11 protein-coding genes and 2 pseudogenes are annotated in these 18,455 nt (G+C 69.7%); 2 read left to right on the forward strand and 11 right to left on the reverse strand.

Annotated features, from left to right (window positions below; translation table 11 throughout):
- Positions 1–138: 138 nt before the first annotated feature.
- Both AB3X10_RS07710 and AB3X10_RS07715 read left to right on the forward strand, forming a co-directional pair.
- Positions 139–957, forward strand: coding sequence for a helix-turn-helix transcriptional regulator (locus AB3X10_RS07710; RefSeq protein ID WP_369980458.1), 819 nt, complete (start codon positions 139–141; stop codon positions 955–957).
- Positions 958–1,026: 69 nt separating this feature from the next.
- Positions 1,027–2,583 carry a phospholipase D family protein gene (locus AB3X10_RS07715; RefSeq protein ID WP_369980460.1) on the forward strand — a complete coding sequence of 519 codons (1,557 nt, stop codon included), beginning with the start codon at positions 1,027–1,029 and terminating at the stop codon, positions 2,581–2,583.
- Positions 2,584–2,699: 116 nt separating this feature from the next.
- Here the strand turns inward: AB3X10_RS07715 and AB3X10_RS07720 are convergent, their stop codons facing one another.
- From AB3X10_RS07720 to mfd, 11 genes and pseudogenes are all read right to left on the reverse strand, one after another.
- Entirely contained in the window at positions 2,700–3,779 is a 1,080-nt protein-coding gene (locus tag AB3X10_RS07720) for a protein-glutamate methylesterase/protein-glutamine glutaminase (protein ID WP_369980462.1), read from the reverse strand.
- 31 nt (positions 3,780–3,810) lie between these two features.
- Entirely contained in the window at positions 3,811–4,617 is an 807-nt protein-coding gene (locus AB3X10_RS07725) for a CheR family methyltransferase (protein ID WP_369980464.1), read from the reverse strand.
- A gap of 13 nt (positions 4,618–4,630) precedes the next feature.
- Positions 4,631–5,890, reverse strand: coding sequence for an EAL domain-containing protein (locus tag AB3X10_RS07730; RefSeq protein WP_369981722.1), 1,260 nt, complete (start codon positions 5,888–5,890; stop codon positions 4,631–4,633).
- A gap of 55 nt (positions 5,891–5,945) precedes the next feature.
- The gene (locus AB3X10_RS07735) at positions 5,946–6,479 is read right to left on the reverse strand and encodes a chemotaxis protein CheW (RefSeq protein WP_369980466.1); all 534 of its coding nucleotides are present in this window, start codon (positions 6,477–6,479) and stop codon (positions 5,946–5,948) included.
- A gap of 9 nt (positions 6,480–6,488) precedes the next feature.
- Positions 6,489–8,414, reverse strand: coding sequence for a HAMP domain-containing methyl-accepting chemotaxis protein (locus AB3X10_RS07740; protein WP_369980468.1), 1,926 nt, complete (start codon positions 8,412–8,414; stop codon positions 6,489–6,491).
- Positions 8,415–8,514: 100 nt separating this feature from the next.
- Positions 8,515–10,509 carry a methyl-accepting chemotaxis protein gene (locus AB3X10_RS07745; RefSeq protein ID WP_369980470.1) on the reverse strand — a complete coding sequence of 665 codons (1,995 nt, stop codon included), beginning with the start codon at positions 10,507–10,509 and terminating at the stop codon, positions 8,515–8,517.
- Between the two features lie 77 nt (positions 10,510–10,586).
- Positions 10,587–12,485: pseudogene (locus tag AB3X10_RS07750) on the reverse strand (methyl-accepting chemotaxis protein); the annotation flags it as partial.
- A 559-nt stretch (positions 12,486–13,044) separates the two neighbouring features.
- Complete coding sequence (locus AB3X10_RS07755) at positions 13,045–15,123, reverse strand: chemotaxis protein CheA (protein ID WP_369980472.1); 2,079 nt, start codon at positions 15,121–15,123, stop codon at positions 13,045–13,047.
- A 13-nt stretch (positions 15,124–15,136) separates the two neighbouring features.
- Positions 15,137–15,457, reverse strand: a complete 321-nt coding sequence (locus AB3X10_RS07760; RefSeq protein ID WP_369980474.1) for an STAS domain-containing protein — start codon at positions 15,455–15,457, stop codon at positions 15,137–15,139.
- 324 nt (positions 15,458–15,781) lie between these two features.
- On the reverse strand, positions 15,782–15,961 hold the full coding sequence (locus tag AB3X10_RS07765; RefSeq protein WP_369980476.1) for a hypothetical protein: 180 nt from the start codon (positions 15,959–15,961) through the stop codon (positions 15,782–15,784).
- A gap of 131 nt (positions 15,962–16,092) precedes the next feature.
- A pseudogene (gene mfd, locus AB3X10_RS07770) lies at positions 16,093–18,339 on the reverse strand (transcription-repair coupling factor); the annotation flags it as partial.
- Positions 18,340–18,455 lie beyond the last annotated feature (116 nt).

The raw sequence follows: 18,455 nt of genomic DNA on the forward strand, positions 1-18,455 counted from the left end.
CCAGGGCCGGGACAAGAGCCGGCGCGGTATAAAAACGGTACGATTCCGACCTGCGCGATCGTGGCGGCGCACGCGGCGATACCGCGCATTATTTGCTGCAGTGCAGCGTGCCATTCTCGCTGGGGAGACGCTTCCGACATGCTCGAACTCGCAGTGGCCTATCCGATCCGGGTCCAGAACGGCGGCCTGTTCATTTCCCGCGGCATCGGCGCGCATCCGGCGCGGGTGATCCAGTCCTACGAGCTGATCTTCGTCGAGCGCGGCACCTTGTCGATCCGCGAGCAGGACAGCGATTTCCACATCGGTCCCGGCGAGACGCTGATCCTGTGGCCGGGACGCGAACACGCCGGCCTGGGCCGCTTCTCCGACGAGCTGCGCTTCTACTGGGTGCATTTCGAACTGGAGCCGGCGGCGGCGGACACGGCCGGCGCGACGCTGCTGTCGATGCCGCAACGCACCGCGATCCGCGATCCGGAGCGCTTCGTCGGCCTGTTCCGCTGGTTCCTCAGCGAGCAGGAGGAACGGCGCACCTTGCCGATGCTGGAGCCGATCGTGCTGTCGATGCTGCAATGCGTGGCCGGCGCCTGGCCCGATCCGCACGACAGCGACCGCGCCGGCGTGGCGCTGGCCTACCGTGCCAAGCAGCTGATCGGCACCCAGTTCCACACCGCGCTGACCGCGTCCGCGCTGGCCGCGCAACTGCATTGCAACCCGGACTACCTGGGCCGCATCTACCGCCGCGCGTTCGGCACCACGCTGACCGAGGCGATCCATCGCCAGCGCATCGCCTTCGCCGAGAAGCTGCTGCTGGTGAACACCTGCAGTGTCGACGAGGTGGCGCTGCGTGCCGGCTTCAGCGACGGCGGCTACTTCCGCCGCATCTTCCGCCAGCGCCTGGGCATGACCCCGAGCGCCTACCGGCGGCTGTACTGCAAGGAGCACATCAACTCGGGCTGAGCGCGCCAGCATGCAGCGGCGTGCACGGCGCCTTGCCTACACTGCGCCGATTCCCCGGGGAGCCCGCAGATGAAGAAGGCGCTGAAATGGAGCGGCATCGCCCTGGCGGCATGCGTGCTGGCCTCGATGGCGACGCTGTACGGCTACGGCCGCTTCGCCGAGCGCGCGCAGGGCCCGGCCAGCCATGCCTTGCCCGCGACCGCGCTGCAGACCCCGATCGACCGGGTGGTGGCGCCGCTGACCGCGGCCCATCCCGGGCACAGCGGCATGGTGATCCTGCCCGACAACGTCGAGGCGTTCGCGGTGCGCGCGGCGGCCGCGCGCGCGGCCGGGCGCAGCCTGGACCTGCAGTACTACATCTGGCATGCGGATTTCACCGGCAACCTGCTCTACAACGAGCTGCTGCGCGCCGCCGACCGCGGCGTGCGCGTGCGCCTGCTGCTGGACGACATGAACGTGCACGGCAGCAATTCGGTGCTGGCCGCGCTGGACAGCCATCCGGCGATCGAGGTGCGGCTGTTCAACCCGACCCGCGCCCGCGAAGGCACGCTGATGCGCGGGGTGGAGCTGGTGCTGCGCTTCTTCAGCGTCAACCGGCGCATGCACAACAAGGCCTGGATCGCCGACGGGCGCGTGGCGGTGGTGGGCGGGCGCAACGTCGGCGACGAATACTTCGATGCGGCGCGCGACACCAACTTCATGGACACCGATGTGGCGGTGGTCGGGCCGGCGGTGGCGCAGGCCGCGCAGATCTTCGACGCCTACTGGAACAGCCGCAGCGCGGTGCCGCTCGGCGCGCTGGTGCAGGCCGAGCCTGAGGCGCTGTCGAGGCTGCGCGCCAGCATCGACGCGGGCCTGGGCTCGGCGCGCGCGCATCCCTATGCGCAGCGCCTGCGGCAGGCGCCCAGCGTGCGCAATCTGGTCGAGGGCGAGCGCCCGCTGCACTGGAGCGCCGAGGCCGCGATCGTGTTCGACCCGCCGGAGAAGGCCGAAGGCGCGCCGCCGCGCGCGGACTGGATGACGCCGCGGCTGGTCGGCGAGATGGCGCGCGCGCAGCGCGAACTGGCGCTGATCTCGCCGTACTTCGTGCCGGGCGACGACGGCCTGCGCTGGATCGGCCAGCTGCGCGAGCGCGGCGTGGCGGTCGGCGTGCTGACCAATTCGCTGGCGGCCAACGACGTGGTCGCGGTGCACGGCGGCTATGCCGGCTACCGGGTGCCGCTGCTGCGCCAGGGCGTGACGCTGTTCGAGCTCAAGCCGCAGGGCGACCCGGGCGGCAGCCTGTTCGGCTCCAGCGGCGCCAGCCTGCATACCAAGGCGTTCGTGGTCGACGCAAGCGAAGGCTTCATCGGTTCGTTCAACCTCGATCCGCGCTCGATGAATCTCAATACCGAGATGGGCCTGCTGTTCCGCGACCGCGCCGCGGCGGCCGAACTGCAGCGGCTGTACCGGGCCAAGGTGTCGGCGCCGGTCAGCTACCGGCTGGCACTGCAGGACGGGGAACTGCGTTGGCAGGATGGGGCGGCGCGGCCGCCGCGGACCTGGACGCACGAGCCGGAAGCGGGCGTGTGGCGGCGCGCCGCGGCGCGGGTCATCGGCTGGTTGCCGCTGGAGTCGCAGTTGTAGCGACGCAGGCTGGGAATCATTGTGGGAGCGACTTCAGTCGCGACGGGCGTTACCAGGAAAGCCCGTCGCGACTGAAGTCGCTCCCACAAGCAACCGCATCCTGATCCGAGACCAGGCTAGGTCAGCTGCTGCACGATCTCGCGCGCCATCGATCCCAGCGGCAGGATCTTCTCCGCGCCGCCGCGCTTGATCGCTTCCTTGGGCATGCCGAACACCACGCTGCTCTGTTCGTCCTGGGCCACGGTGCGCGCGCCGGCCTGGCGCATCTCCAGCAGGCCGACCGCGCCGTCGTCGCCCATGCCGGTCATGATGATGCCCAGCGCATTGCCGCCGGCGGCGCGCGCGGCGGAGCGGAACAGCACGTCCACCGACGGCCGGTGCCGGTTCACCGGCGGCCCGTCCACCACTTCGACGAAATACTGCGCGCCGCTGCGGCGCAGCAGCATGTGCTTGCCGCCGGGCGCGATCAGCGCGCGGCCGGGGACCACGCGGTCGTTGTTGGCCGCTTCCTTCACCGAGATCTGGCACAGCGTGTCCAGGCGCGCGGCGAACGCGGCGGTGAACTTCTCCGGCATGTGCTGGACGATGACGATGCCCGGGCTGACCCGCGGCAGCGCGGTCAGCACTTCCTCCAGCGCCTGGGTGCCGCCGGTGGAGGTGCCGATCGCGATCACCCGTTCGGTGGTCTGCGCCAGTGGGCGTCCGCCCTGCGCCGGCAGGATCACGTCGGCGGTGTGCTTGACCTCCGCTTCCACCGGCGGCGCGGCGCTGCGCGTGGCCAGGCGCTTGACGTTGGCGCGCGCGGCGCTGCGCACCGTGGCCACCAGTTCCTCGGCCGAGTCGGTGAGGAACTGCTTCAGGCCGAGCTTGGGCTTGGTCACCACCGCCACCGCGCCGGCGGCCAGCGCGTCCATGGTCACCCGCGCGCCCTTTTCGGTGAGCGTGGAGCAGATCACCACCGGGGTGGGGCGCTCGCTCATGATCTTGCGCAGGAAGGTGATGCCGTCCATCTTCGGCATTTCCACGTCCAGCACGATCACGTCCGGCCATTGCTGGCGCATCTTGTCGATCGCCAGCAGCGGGTCGGCGGCCGAGGCGATCACCTCGATGCCGGGGGCGTCGTTGAGCACCGCCACCAGGACCTGGCGCACCACCGCCGAATCGTCGACCACCATGGCCTTGATCGTCGTCGTCATCGGTCGTTCCTTGTAGAGACAGCAGTGGCGCTCATGGCTTGCGGAACACCGACGGCGCCACCTGCACGACGTCGTTGTTGATGTCGTTGAGGCTTTCGGAGTGGCCGATGCAGAAGATGCCGCCGCGCTTGAGCACCGACAGCACCCGCGCGACCACTTCGCGCTTGGTCTGGCCGTTGAAGTAGATCATCACGTTGCGCAGGAAGATCACGTCGAACTGGCCGAGGTTGGGCAGCGACGCGTTGAGGTTGGCGTGCAGGAAGCGCACGTTGTCGCGGATCCGGCGGTCGATCAGCAGGCTGCCCTCGTACTCGCCGCGGCCCTTCAGGCAGTAGCGCTTGAGCAGCGCCGGCGGCATGTGCTCGATGCGCTGCAGCGGATAGTGGCCGGTGCGCGCCTTGGCCAGCACGCGGGTGCTGATGTCGGTGCCGACCACTTCGTAGGCGCGGCCCTGCAGCGCGTCGTCCAGCACCATCGCCATGCTGTAGGCCTCCTCGCCGCTGGAACTGGCCGCGCTCCAGCAGCGGAACGGCGCGCCGCCCTTGTGCTCCAGGGCCAGCTTGCGCAGCAGCTCGAAGTGCTTGGGCTCGCGGAAGAAATAGGTCTCGTTGGTGGTCAGCAGGTCGATCGCGGTCTGCACCTCGCCGCTGCCTTCGCGGCTTTCCAGCAGCTTCAGGTACTGGGTATAGGTCTGCAGCGAGTGCGCCTTCAGGCGCTTGCCCAGGCGCCCGCACAGCATCGCCTTCTTGGCCGGGGAAATGGTGATGCCGGCGGCGTCGAAGATGAAGCGCTGGAACTTGCCGAATTCCTGCTCGGTGATGGTGTCGGTGCTGGTCATGATGGTCCGGGAGTCAGTGATGCGGCGCTTGCGCCGAAGTGGGGCCGTGGTCCTGCAGCCGCGCCTGGTGCTCGAGCAGCCAGTTGGTCAGCGCGCCGCCGCCCATCGGCCGCGCCAGCAGATAGCCCTGGCCCAGGTCGCAGCCCAGTTCCTGCAGCAGCTGCCAGTCCTCCACCGTTTCGATGCCTTCGGCGACGGTGCTCAGGCCCAGCCGCTGGGCCATGCCCAGCGCCGATTCGAGCACGGTGCGCAGGTTGCGGCTGCGGTGCGCGTCGTGCACGAAGATGCGGTCGATCTTCAGTTCGGTGAAGGGAATGCGGGTCAGCTGCTGCAACGAGGAGAAGCCGGTGCCGTAGTCGTCCAGCGACAGGCCGAAGCCCTGCAGCCGCAGCCGCGCCAGCATGCCCAGCGCGCTGGCTTCGACCAGCGAGCTTTCGGTGATCTCCAGGATCACGTCGGCCGGCACCAGCCCGTGGCGGCGCAGCTGGCCGTGCAGTTCGTCGAGCAGTCCCGGCTCCTGCAGCAGGCACGGCGACAGGTTGATCGCCAGGGTCAGGCGGAAGCCGGATTGCTTCCAGGTCGCCAGCCGCGCCATCGCCTGGTCGGCGACGCTGGCGGTCAGCGCGTGGATCAGGCCTTCGCGTTCGGCCAGGGCGATGAACCGGTCCGGCGCGATCTGCCCGTTCTGCGGATGCCGCCAGCGCGCCAGCGCTTCCACGCCGCTGACCTGGCCGCTGCGCATGTCCACCTTGGGCTGGTACGCCACTTCGATGTCGCCGCGGCGCACGGCCTCGTGCAGCATCGCCGCGTCGGTGCCGCCGTCCAGGGTGGCGTCGGTGCGGGTCGCCGGGGCCGGTTGCGGGTGGGTCTGCAGCGCCGCGTCGAGTTCGGCGGCGCGCAGCGGCTTCTCCAGGCCGGCCAGCACCTGCAGGCCGTTGGCGCGGCCGACCTGCAGCACCGAGTCGATCAGCGCCGCGCCGCGCTGCGAGGCGACCACGATCGGCACGCGCACGTTGCAGCGGGCCAGCGCGTCGAGCAACTGCACGCCGTCCATGCCGGGCATTTCCAGGTCCACGATCAGCAGCCCCGGCGCCGGCCCCTGGCTGACCCGCGCCAGTGCGGCATGGCCGTCGGGCACGCCTTCCACCGCCGCCGCGCCCAGCCGCAGGCACAGCGCCAGCGCGTGTTCGCGCTGGACGTGGCTGTCGTCGACGACCAGGACCGTGCCGAACTGGCTGAGCGTGGCGATTTCGTGGACGAGCGGCATGCGGATTCCGTCGGTGGACAAGGGCTGGGCGCGGCGCGATGCACCGCGCCGCGCGGGGAACTCAGGCGGCCATGCCTTCCTCGACACCCGACTCGATGCCGGCCATGGCGACGAACTCCTGGGTGGACAGCGCGGCGTCGGCATCGAGCAGGATCACGAAGCGCTCGCCGACCTTGCCCATGCCGTGGATGAAATCGCGGCGGATGCCGGCGCCGAAGGCCGGGGCCGGGGCGATGTCGGCGGCGGCGATCTCCAGCACTTCGCTGACCGCATCCACCAGCAGCCCCAGCACCTGGCGCTCGTTGCCGTTGGCGACCTCGACGATGACGATGCAGGTGCGCTTGGTCACGTCGCTGGCGGGACGGCCGAAGCGTTGCTGCAGGTCCACCACCGGCACCACCGCGCCGCGCAGGTTGATCACCCCGCGCAAGGCCGGCGGCATCATCGGCACGTCGGTCGGCGTGCGGTATTCGATGATTTCCTTGATGCCGAGGATGCCGACCCCGAACATCTCCTTGCCGAGCAGGAAGGTCAGGAACTGGTTGGGAGCAAGATCGGCGCCGCCGAACGGCACCGACGATTCGTGTGCGGTCATGGCCTGTCCTCAGAACGTGTCGAAGTGGGTTTCGTCCGGCGCGTCGCCGGCCAGCGCGAGCTGGCTCTCGGCGAAGCGCACGGCCGGCTTGCGCGCCGGCGCGCGCGCCGGCTGCAGCGGCTTGCGCGCGCCGGCCGGCGCGGCGCGGCGTGCCGGCCGCTGCGCGGTGTCGAGCTTGAAGAAGCTCATCAGCTGCTGCAGCTGTTCGGCCTGGCCGCTCATCTCCTCGGCGGTGGCGGCCAGTTCCTCGGAATTGGAGGCCGCCTGCTGCGTGGTCTGGTTGAGCTGGCCGATCGCGGTGTTGATCTGGTTGACCCCCGAGGCCTGTTCTTCGGAGGCCGCGGTGATTTCCTGCACCAGGTCGGAGGTGCGCTTGATCGACGGCACCATCTGGTCGAGCAGCTTGCCGGCGTTCTCGGCCAGCTCGACGCTGGAGCCGGCCACGTCGCCGATCTCCTGCGCCGCCACTTGCGCGCGTTCGGCCAGCTTGCGCACTTCCGCGGCGACCACGGCGAAGCCCTTGCCGTGCTCGCCGGCGCGCGCGGCCTCGATCGCGGCGTTGAGCGCGAGCAGGTTGGTCTGGTAGGCGATGTCGTCGATGATGCCGATCTTCTGCGCGATCTGCTTCATCGCCTGCACCGTGGCGCGGACCGACTCGCCGCCGTCCATGGCCTGGCTGGAGGCCTTGCTGGCCATGCCGTCGGTGACCTTGGCGTTCTCGGTGTTCTGCCCGATCGAGGCGGTCATCTGCTCGATCGCGGCGCTGGTCTCTTCCACCCCGGCGGCCTGCTCGCTGGCGGCCTGGCTCAGCGATTGTGCGGTGGAGCTGACTTCCTCCGAGGCGCTGGCCAGCGCCTCGGCATTGCCGTTGACCTCGCTGACCACCTGCGACAGGCGCGCGATGGTGTCGTTGACGTAGTTCTTCATCTCCGCGTAGGCGCCGTCGTAGGGCTTGTCGATGCTCTGGGTCAGGTCGCCCTGGGCCATCGCGCCCATCACCCGCACCACGTCCTGGATGCTGTTGCCGGTGGTCTGCATCAGGTCGTTCAGGCCCTGGCCCATTTCGCGCTGGAAGCCGGCCAGCCCGTCGAGGGCGACCTGCTCGGAGAAATCGCCGCGGTTGGCGGCCTGGACCACGCGGCGCTGGCCGTCGATGACCAGCTTCAGCCGCTCGACCATGCTGCGCATCGCGTACAGCGCGCTGCCGGTGTCGTTGGCGCGGATCCTCACGTCCAGCGCCAGGTCGCCCTGCGCCACCTTGTTGGCGATCTCGGCCACATAGGCCGGCTCGCCGCCGAGCAGGCGCATCAGTCCGCGCACGATGAACACCGAGATGCCGGCGCCGAGCAGCACGCACACCGCGATCACCGCGATGATCCAGCCGCGCGCGCTGGCGTACAGCGCATCGCCCTGCGCGCTGGCGGCTTCGCCGCCCTTGACGTTGATCTCCACCAGCTTGTCCAGCACGTTGGAGGAGTCGTCGAACAGTTTCTGCTGCTCGCCGTTGAGCAGGGCCATCGCCTCGCTGGTCTTCAGGCCGCGCGACAGCTCCAGCACGCGATTGTGCAGGACCAGATACTGGTCGAACGTGCGCGCGAATTCCTCGTAGTCGGCCTTTTCCTCGGGCGAGGAGATCAGCTTGACGTAGTGGTCGCGATTGCTCGCGTACTGGGCCAATACCCCGTCCATCACCTGCTCGAGCCTGGCCATGTCCTGCGGGTTTTCGCTGATCACGTGCTGCAGCTCGGCCACGCGCAGGTCGGAGGTGTTGGTGTTCATCTGCTGGACGTAGCGGATGCTGGGCATCCAGTTCTCGGCCATGTCGGTCGAGGACTGGTTGACCTGGGCCAGCTTGTCGGTGGCGAACAGGCCCATGCCGAGCATCAACAGCAGGACCGAGGCGAAGCCCAGGCCGATTCTTGTACCGATTTTCATGTTGGCGAACACAAGCGCGATCTCTTGAATGTGGAATGTGGGAGCCGTCCGGACCGCGGGCGGGATCTGTTGGGAACCGAAGGCAGGGCGTCGCGTTCGTTCAGAAGCTGTCGAAATGGAGTTCGTCCGGGGTCGTCGTCACCAGCGCCAGCCCGGCCTCGCCGTAGCCGCGTGTCCGCGCGGGCGCCGCCTTCTTGCTGGCGCGCGCTACCGCGACCGGGCGCCGCGGCGCCGCCGTCTGGGTGGTGCGGAAGAAACTCATCAGCTGCTGCAACTGCTCGGCCTGGCCGCTCATTTCCTCGGCGGTGGCGGCCAGTTCCTCGGAATTGGACGCGGCCTGCTGGGTGGTCTGGTTGAGCTGGCCGACCGCGGCATTGATCTGGCCGACGCCGGAGGTCTGTTCCTCGGAGGCGGCGGTGATCTCCTGCACCAGGTCGGAGGTGCGCTTGATCGACGGCACCATCTGGTCGAGCAGCTTGCCGGCGTTCTCGGCCAGTTCGACGCTGGAGGTGGCGACGTCGCCGATCTCCTGCGCGGCGACCTGGCTGCGCTCGGCCAGCTTGCGCACTTCCGCGGCGACCACGGCGAAGCCCTTGCCGTGTTCGCCGGCGCGCGCCGCCTCGATCGCGGCGTTGAGCGCGAGCAGGTTGGTCTGGTAGGCGATGTCGTCGATGATGCCGATCTTCTGCGCGATCTGCTTCATCGCCGCGACCGTGGAGCGCACCGCTTCGCCGCCCTCGATGGCTTCGCGCGCGGCCTTGCCGGCCATGCCGTCGGTGATCTTGGCGTTCTCGGTGTTCTGCGCGATCGAGGCGGTCATCTGCTCCAGCGAGGCGCTGGTTTCCTCCACGCCCGCGGCCTGCTCGCTGGCCGCCTGGCTCAGCGACTGTGCGGTGGCGCTGACTTCCTCCGAGGCGCTGGCCAGCGCCTCGGCATTGATGTTGACCTCGCCGACCACCTGCGCCAGGCGCGCGACGGTGGCGTTGATGCTGTCGCACAGCTCCTTCAGCTGGCCCTGGCAGGCGATGCCGGCGGTGCGGGTCAGGTCGCCTTCCTCGATCGCCTTGAGCACCTGGCGCGCTTCGTTGAGCGGGCCGATCACCGCGTCCAGGGTCTGGTTGATGCCGTCGACGATGCGGCGGAAGTCGCCGTGGTGCAGGCCGGCGTCGGCGCGCACGTCCAGGCGCCCGGCGCCGGCGGCCTCGGCCAGCAGGTTGGTGTCGCGGATCAGCGCGCGCAGGTTGGCGCGCACCTGTTCGATGGTGTCGTTGATGAACGCCTTCTTGCCGGGCAACTGCGCCAGCGGCGCATCGAAGTTGCCGCGGCCGAATTCGGCGACCACGCCCATCGCCAGCTTCTTGATCGCGATGTGGCCCACGACCATGCGGTTGATGCCGTCGGCCATGGTGCGGAAATCGCCTTCGAAGCGCTGGCTGTCGATGACCACGTCGATGTCGCCGGCGTCGTGTTCGGCGGACATCTGGTTCATCTGCGCGATCAGCCCCAGCAGGTTGCGGCGCACCTGCTCGATGGTGTCGTTGATGAACGCCTTCTTGCCGGGGAAGCTCTCCAGCGGCGCCTGGAAGTTGCCGCGGCCGAACTCGGCGATGCAGGCCATGGCCTTCTTCTTGACCGCGATATGGCCGGCGACCATGCGGTTGATGCCCTCGGCGATGCTGCGGAAGTCGCCTTCGAAGCGCTGGCCGTCGATGACCACGTCGATGTCGCCGGCATCGTGCTCGCGCGACATGCGCCCGACCTCGTCGCCGATCTGGCGCACGCCGGACTGCACCTCGCGCAGCGCCAGCAGGATCTCGCAGGCCTGGTCGTTGCGCACCGTCGGCATCACCACCTCGAAATTGCCGCGGGCGAAGCGGGTCAGGGTGGTGGTGGCGATCCGCAGCGAGCGCGAGACCGTGTAGGCCACATAGGCGAGCACCGCGCCGCCCAGGACCGCGGCGGCGACGGCCAGCGCCAGTACCTGGCCCGGCGGCAGCGCGAGCGCGAAGCCGGCCGCGCTGGTTGCCAATGGCAGCAGTACCGCGATGCAGGAGCCAGTCCATAGCTTGGAGGAGAGTGAGGTGGCGTTGGACATGACGGTGTACCTGGTGGGTGATGGGGTGGCGCGTCCCGGCCGTGTCGCGGCCGGTTCCGGGTGGGTTGGTGCGGGGTTCAGAAGGTCTCGAAGGCGGCTTCGTCCAGCCGCGCCGCCGCCGGGGCGCTGCCGGCGAAGGCGCGCAGGCGCGGCGCCCGCGCTGCCGCTGCCGGCGCGCGGCGCGGCAACGGGGTCGGGGCGGACGCGGCGCTGGCGGGGTTGGTCTTGAAGAAGTTCATGAGCGTCTGCAGTTGTTCGGCCTGGCTACTCACTTCTTCGGCCGTGGCGGCCAATTCTTCAGCGTTGGCTGCAGATTGTTGGGTGGTCTGGCTGAGCTGGACCACCGCGCAGTTGATCTGGCCGACCCCGGAGGTCTGTTCCTCGGAGGCGGCGCTGATCTCCTGCACCAGGTCGGAGGTGCGACGGATCGACGGCACCATCCCGTCCAGCAGGCGCCCGGCGCTCTCGGCCAGGTCGACGCTGGAGCCGGCCACGTCGCCGATCTCGTGCGCGGCCACCTGGCTGCGTTCGGCCAGCTTGCGCACCTCCGCGGCGACCACCGCGAAGCCCTTGCCGTGCTCGCCGGCGCGCGCCGCCTCGATCGCGGCGTTCAGCGCCAGCAGGTTGGTCTGGTAGGCGATGTCGTCGATGATGCCGATCTTCCTGGCGATCTCCTTCATCGCCGCGACCGTGGCGCGGACCGCCTCGCCGCTCTCGGCGGCTTCGCGCGAGGCCTTGGCGGCCATGCCGTCGGTGACCTTGGCGTTCTCGGAATTCTGCGAGATCGAACCGGTCATCTGCTCCAGCGAGGCGCTGGTCTCCTCGACCCCGGCGGCCTGCTCGCTGGCCGCCTGGCTCAGCGACTGCGCGGTGGCCGACAGCTGCTCGGAGGCGCTGGCCAGGGTCGCGGCATTGCCGTTGACCTCGTTGACGATGCCGGTGAGCTTGTCGATGGTGGCGTTGACGTAGCGCTGCATGTCGGCGAACGCGCCCTCGTAGCGGCCCTGCACCTTGCAGCTGAGATCGCCCTCGGCGACCGCGCCCATGACCTTGATCACGTCGCCGACGCTGCGCAGGTTGCCGCGCGCCTGCTCGATGGTGTCGTTGATGAAGGCCTTCTTGCCCGGCAGCTGCGCCAGCGGCGCATCGAAGTTGCCGCGGCCGAACTCGGCGACCACGCCCATCGCCAGTTTCTTGACCGCGATGTGCGCGGCCACCATCTTGTTGATGCCGTCGCCCATCGCGCCGAAGTCGCCTTCGAACTTGCTGGTGTCGATGACCACGTCGATGTCGCCCTTGTCGTGCTCGGCGGACATGCGGTTGATCTCGGCGATCAGGTGCTTGAAGTTGCCGCGCACGTGCTCGACGGTGTCGTTGATGAAGGCCTTCTTGCCAGGCAGCTGCGCCAGCGGCGCGTCGAAGTTGCCGCGGCCGAATTCGGCGACCACGCCCAGCGCCAGCTTCTTGACCGCGATGTGCGCGGCCACCATCTTGTTGATGCCGTCGCCCATCGTGGCGAAGTCGCCCTCGAACCTGGCGGTGTCGATGACCACGTCGATGTCGCCCTTGTCGTGCTCGGTGGACATGCGGTTGATCTCGGCGATCAGCTGCTTGAAGTTGCCGCGCACATGCTCGACGGTGTCGTTGATGAAGGCCTTCTTGCCGGGCAGCTGCGCCAGCGGCGCGTCGAAGTTGCCGCGGCCGAACTCGGCGACCACGCCCAGCGCCAGTTTCTTGACCGCGATATGCCCGCCGACCATGCGGTTGATGCCGTCGGCCATGCCGCGGAAATCGCCCTGGAACTGCGCGCTGTCGATGACCGCGTCGATCTCGCCGGCCTCGTGCTGGTCGGACATGCGCCGCATTTCCGCGATCAGCCCGAGCAGGTTGCGCCGCACCTGCTCGACCACCTCGTTGATGAACGCCTTCTGGCCGGGGAACGCGGCCAGCGGCGCGGCGAAGTTGCCGCGGCCGAATTCGGCCACGCAGTCGATCGCCTGCTTGTTCACGCTGATGTGCCCGGCGACCATCTTGTTGATGTTGTCGGCCAGGTCGCGGTGGGTGCCGGGCCAGCGCGTCGCGTCCAGCGCCACATCGCATGCGCCGGCCGCATGCGCGCCGGCCATGTGCACGACGTCGGCATGGAACTGGCGCAGGTCGGCCTGCGCCGTGCGCAGCAGCTGCGCCACCTCGTTGTCGGCTGCGGCGGCTGCCGGCACGATCCGCTCCAGGTCGCCGCGCACCAGCGCGTCCAGCCCGGCGGTGGCCAGGTTCAGCGTGCGCGCCGCGGCGAGCGCGGCCCAGCCCAGCAGGCCGGCACAGGCCAGCGTCGCGGCCGCGACCAGGGCCAGCGCCGTTCCCTGCGCGAGCGGCAGCAGCAGCGCGGCGACTGCCGCGGCGGCGGGCAGGGCGACGGCGATCGCCGTCGTGGTCAACAACGTGGTCGCGATCCTTGAGCGATAGGACATGGCAGCGGTTCCTGGCTAGCGTCTGGGAGTGATGCGGTGCGCGGCGGCACCGGCGTGCGGGGCGGCGTCAGGCCGCCAGCGAATCTGTCGCGGGTTCCACCTGGGTCAGCAGCGAAGGCACGTCCAGGATCAGGGCGACGCCGCCGCTGCCGAGGATGCTCGAACCGCTGATGCCCTTGACCCCGGCGAATACCTTGGCCAATGGCTTGATCACGGTCTGCCATTCGCCCAGCAGCGTGTCCACGACCAGGCCGAAGCGCTGCGCGCCCTGCCGGATCACCACGATGCTCTCGCGCGCCGGCGGCGCGCCGGCGATGCCGAACAGCGAGCGCAGGCGCACGTACGGCAGCACCCCGCCGCGCAGGTCGATGTAGTCGCTCTGGTAGTTCGGGGCGAATTCCACGCATTCCTCGACCACGTCCAGCGGCACCACGAACACCGACTTGCCGACCCCGACCTGGAAACCGTTGATGATTGCCAGGGTCAGCGGCAGCCGCACCGAGATGGTGGTGCCCACGTCCTGCTGGCTGGCGATGTCCACGCTGCCGCGCAGCGCGGTGATGTTGCGCTTGACCACGTCCATGCCGACGCCGCGGCCGGACAGGTTGGTGACCTTCTCGGCGGTGGAGAAGCCCGGCTCGAAGATCAGCGCGAACACCTCGCGGTCGGACAGGCTGCGGCCCGGCTCGATCAGGCCGCGCTCCAGCGCCTTGGCCAGGATCCGCTCGCGGTTCAGGCCGCCGCCGTCGTCGCTGATCTGGATGACGATGCTGCCCGAATCGTGGAACGCGTTCAGCCGCACCGTGCCGCGCACCGGCTTGCCGCGCGCCTGGCGCAGCTCGGCCGGCTCGATGCCGTGGTCCATGGCGTTGCGCACCAGGTGGGTCAGCGGATCGGCGATCTTTTCCACCACCGACTTGTCCAGCTCGGTGTCCTCGCCGTTGACCACCAGCACGATGTCCTTGCCCAGTTCGCGCGCCACGTCGTGGACCACGCGGTGGAAGCGGCTGAAGGTGCCGCCGATCTTGACCATGCGCAGCTGCAACGCGCTCTCGCGCACGTCCTCGACCAGCCCGGCCAGGATCGAGGTGGATTCGAGCAGTTGCGCGTCGCCGGTGCGCTGCGCGTTGGCGCCGGTGCTGGCGACGGCGATGATCAGCTCGCCGACCAGGTCGATCATGCGGTCGAGCTTGTCGGCATCGACGCGGATCGAGCCGCCTTCGCTGCGCGCGGCGGCGGGTGCCGCGGCGGCCGTGGCGGCCTTGGCCGGCGCCGCCGGCGTGGCGGCGGCGGTTGGTGCGGGCGTGGGCGCGGCAGGCGCGGCGGCTGCGGCGGGGCTGCCGAAATTGGCGAAGTCGTCGGCGTGGGCGTGGTTGCCGGCCTCGGCGACCAGCAGCGGCAGTTCCAGGTTGGCGGCGTCGCCGTGCGGATCCACCGCCAGCACCTGCAGCTCGCAGTCGTCGCGGACGAATTCGAAGATGTCCTCGATCGCGGCCTGTTGCGCGTCCGAGCGCAGCAGGATGTCGAAGCCCAGGTAGCAGGCTTCCGGGTCCAGGTCCGGCAGCGCCGGCACGCGCTCGTGGCGGGTGCGGACCGCCTCCAGCGTGCCCAGGCTGCGCAGGCAGCGGATCAGGTGCAGCGGCGAGTTGCCGAAGCGCAGCGCATCGGTGAACAGCTGCAGCGAGATCCGCCAGTAGCCGGTCTGCGCCGGGACGGCGGCCGCGGCCGCGGTGGCGGCGGCCGGCGCCGCGGCGGTCGGTTGCAGGTAGGTGTGCAGGCGCGCCAGCAGCGGCTCGCCCTCGGCGGCGAGCACCGCTTCGTCGGCCTCGGCGCCGGCCGCCGCTTCCACCAGCGCGCGGATGTGGTCGCAGCAGGCCAGCATCAACTGGATCAGCTCCGAGTCCAGCGCCACCGCGTTCTCGCGCACCAGGTCGAGCACGCTCTCCACCACGTGGGTGAAGCCCACCAGTTGCGCCAGGTCGAACAGGCCGCCGGAGCCCTTGATGGTGTGCGCGGCGCGGAAGATGGCGTTGACCGCGTCCGGGCCGGCTTCGCCGCGTTCGGCTTCCAGCAGGTTGCGTTCCATGTCCTCGAGCAGGTCGCGGCTCTCGGCGATGAAGGTCTGCAGCAGTTGAGCGAGATTCATGAGCTGGCGCCGATCAGTGGAAGGTGTCGCTGGCGCCGGGCGCGAGCGTGTCGCGCAGGCCGAGCAGGTCGAGCGCGTCGTTGACCGGCGCGCTGCAGCCGTCGAGCTGGAACGGCCGCCCCAGCGCGCGCAGCGCGGCCTGGGTGGCGAGCAGCAGCTGGATGCCGGTGGCGTCGATTTCGGTGACCGCCTGCAACTGCAGCTGCAGGCCGCCGGGATGCTCCAGCGCCGGCAGCAGCAGGGGTTTCAGTTCGCCGGCGCGGCGGATGGTCATGTCGCCTTCCACGCTCAGTTGCAGCGGCAGGGGCGGGGAGTCCGGGAGTTTCGAGCGCATGGCATGTCTCCGATTCGGCAGTGGGTACGTCGAAATCCCGGGCCGCGGCGCGGGTGCGGACAAGCCGGTCGGGGCTTGCTGTAAGCAGATATCGGCGCCTTTTCGGAATATTTAGGCCGAACGGCGCATTTGTCTCGCAAAACCTTGACAAGGCTGAGTTGTTCAGGCTAATGAGCGGCAACCCATTCCAGTTGCATGGGTGTGCGGCTCCGCCACCGGGGAACGGATGCATGCGCCGTGCCAGTGCAGCGTCGACGCGCGCGCCAAAAGAAAACGGCCGGGGAGACCGGCCGTTTTCGGGTGTTGCACTGGCGTGTGTGGGGCTCAGTGCTTGCGCAACTGGATGGCGTGCTTCTTCGCGTAGGCGTGCCGGGCCTCGCCCAGGGCCTGGGTGCGTTTGTCCAGGTCGGTCGCCAGCCGCTGCAGCGTCTGGGCCAGCGGCGCGAACGCGGCGGTCTGCACATCGTCGGGCAGGGCGGCGATCCGTTCGAGCGTGGCGAACAACGTGTCGACCTCGTTCGCGCAGTGGCCCAACCTGCGCTGCAGGTCGCCGGCATCGTCCGGCGCCGGATGGCCGAGCAGGCGCTGGCTGCCGGCCTTGATCGGCGCGCGTTCGCCGGCCAGCCCCTGCCGCCTCAGCGCGGCGACAGCGCCGCCAGCAGGCCGCGCGCGGCGTTGAAGCGGTCCGCGGCTTCCGGCAGCGGCAGTTTCAGCTTCAGTTTGTCCGGCCCGTCCATCGCGTACAGCTTGGGCTGCTTCTGGATCATCTGGATGATGGTCATCGGATCGACGTGGGGCTTGGCCTCGAACACGATGCGGCCGCCGTTCTCGCCCAGTTCCAGCTTGCGGATGCCGAGCGCGTTGGCCTGCAGCTTGAGCTCGGCGATCGCGAACAGGTGCTTGACCGGATCCGGCAGCAGGCCGAAGCGGTCGATCATCTCCACCTGCAGCTCGCGCAGCTGCTCGCTGTCGCGGGCGCTGGAGACGCGCTTGTACAGGGTCAGGCGGGTGTGCACGTCGGGCAGGTAGTCGTCCGGGATCAGCGCCGGCACGTGCAGTTCCACTTCGGCGCCGCGCGCTTCCTCGCCGGCGTCCAGGTCCGGCAGCTTGCCCTGGCGGATGCTGCGCACCGCGCGTTCCAGCAGCTCGGTGTACAGGCTGAACCCGACCTCGGCCATCTGCCCGCTCTGGTCCTCGCCGAGCAGTTCGCCGGCGCCGCGGATCTCCAGGTCGTGGGTGGCCAGGGTGAAGCCGGCGCCGAGCTCGTCCATCGAGGCGATCGCGTCCAGCCGCTTCTGCGCGTCGCCGGTGATGCTGCGCCGGTCCGGCACCAGCAGGTAGGCGTAGGCGCGGTGGTGCGAGCGGCCGACGCGGCCGCGCAGCTGGTGCAGCTGGGCCAGGCCGAAGCGGTCGGCGCGGTTGATGACGATGGTGTTGGCGTTGGGGATGTCGATGCCCGATTCGATGATCGTGGTCGACAGCAGCACGTTGAAGCGCTGCTTCTGGAAATCCAGCATCACCCGTTCCAGCTCGCGCTCGGGCATCTGCCCGTGGGCGATGCCGATGCGCGCCTCGGGCACCAGCTCGCTCAGTTCGCGCTGCATGCGGCCGATGCTTTCCACGTCGTTGTGCAGGAAATACAGCTGGCCGCCGCGCGCCAGCTCGCGCTGGAACGCCTCGCGCAGCAGCGCGTTGTCCCAGGCGGTGACGAAGGTCTGCACCGCCAGCCGGTTCGGCGGCGCGGTGGCGATGATCGACAGGTCGCGCAGCCCGGCCATGGCCATGTTCAGCGTGCGCGGGATCGGCGTGGCGGTCAGGGTCAGCAGGTGCACGTTGGCGCGCAGCGCCTTCAGCGCTTCCTTCTGGCGCACGCCGAAGCGCTGTTCCTCGTCGACCACGACCAGGCCCAGGTCCTTGAACTTGACGTCCGGCTGCAGCAGCCGGTGGGTGCCGATGATGACGTCGATGCCGCCGTCGGCGACCTTCTCCAGCTCGGCCTTGATCTCCTTGGCGCTCTTGAAGCGCGACAGCACCTCCACCCGCAGCGGCCAGTCGGCGAAGCGGTCGCGGAAGTTGCGGTAGTGCTGTTCGGCCAGCAGCGTGGTCGGCACCAGCACCGCCACCTGCTTGCCGGCGCTGGCCGCGGCGAACGCGGCGCGCACCGCGACCTCGGTCTTGCCGAAGCCCACGTCGCCGCAGACCACGCGGTCCATCGGCTGGCTGCTGCCCAGGTCGCGCAGGGTGGCCTCGATCGCGGCCAGCTGGTCGCCGGTCTCCTCGAACGGGAAGCCGGCGGCGAACGGTTCGTACATGGCCCGGTCCACCTGCAGCGCCAGGCCGGCGCGGGCGCGGCGCCGCGCCTGGATCTCCAGCAGTTCGGCGGCCACGTCGCGCACCTTCTCGGCGGCGCGGCGCTTGGCCTTGCTCCACTGCTCGCCGCCCAGCGAATGCAGCGGCGCGGTCTCGGCCGAGGCGCCGGAGTAGCGGCTGATCAGGTGCAGCTGCGCGACCGGCACGTACAGGCGGTCGCCCTTGGCGTATTCGATCTCCAGGAACTCGCCGGGCATGCCGCCGGCATCGAGCACGATCAGCCCGCGGTAGCGGCCGACGCCGTGGTCCTCGTGCACGATCGGTGCGCCTTCGGTCAGCTCGCCGAGGTCGCGGATGATCGCTTCCGGCTCGCGCCCGGCGCGGCGCGTGCGCCGCGGCTGGCCGGCGCGTTCGGGGAACAGCTGGCGTTCGGTGAGCACCGCGATGCGCGGATCGTCGAGCGCGAAGCCGTCGTCCAGCGGCGCCACCGCGATGGCGAATGCTGCCGGCGCAACATCGAGTCCACCGGAGCCGCCGAGCCCCTCTCCCTGCGGCGACCGAAGGGAGTCCCCGTGGGAGAGAGGGGTTGGGGTGAGGGTATGCCCGCTCGCGGTCTGCTTCCGCGCGGCGGTGGAGGACGCGGACGAAGCAGCCGCCTGCTTCGACGAGGACCGCGCGGGCGGCGTAC

The sequence above is a fragment of the Xanthomonas sp. DAR 80977 genome (assembly GCF_041240605.1).
Taxonomy (GTDB): domain Bacteria; phylum Pseudomonadota; class Gammaproteobacteria; order Xanthomonadales; family Xanthomonadaceae; genus Xanthomonas_A; species Xanthomonas_A bundabergensis.

Excerpts from the sequence above, each read along its gene's own strand:
- AB3X10_RS07710 (WP_369980458.1), top strand. The coding sequence starts at position 139 with ATGCTCGAACTCGCAGTGGCCTATCCGATCCGGGTCCAGAACGGCGGC.
- AB3X10_RS07715 (WP_369980460.1), top strand. The coding sequence starts at position 1,027 with ATGAAGAAGGCGCTGAAATGGAGCGGCATCGCCCTGGCGGCATGCGTG.
- AB3X10_RS07720 (WP_369980462.1), bottom strand. The coding sequence starts at position 3,779 with ATGACGACGACGATCAAGGCCATGGTGGTCGACGATTCGGCGGTGGTG.
- AB3X10_RS07725 (WP_369980464.1), bottom strand. The coding sequence starts at position 4,617 with ATGACCAGCACCGACACCATCACCGAGCAGGAATTCGGCAAGTTCCAG.
- AB3X10_RS07735 (WP_369980466.1), bottom strand. The coding sequence starts at position 6,479 with ATGACCGCACACGAATCGTCGGTGCCGTTCGGCGGCGCCGATCTTGCT.
- AB3X10_RS07740 (WP_369980468.1), bottom strand. The coding sequence starts at position 8,414 with ATGAAAATCGGTACAAGAATCGGCCTGGGCTTCGCCTCGGTCCTGCTG.
- AB3X10_RS07745 (WP_369980470.1), bottom strand. The coding sequence starts at position 10,509 with ATGTCCAACGCCACCTCACTCTCCTCCAAGCTATGGACTGGCTCCTGC.
- AB3X10_RS07755 (WP_369980472.1), bottom strand. The coding sequence starts at position 15,123 with ATGAATCTCGCTCAACTGCTGCAGACCTTCATCGCCGAGAGCCGCGAC.
- AB3X10_RS07760 (WP_369980474.1), bottom strand. The coding sequence starts at position 15,457 with ATGCGCTCGAAACTCCCGGACTCCCCGCCCCTGCCGCTGCAACTGAGC.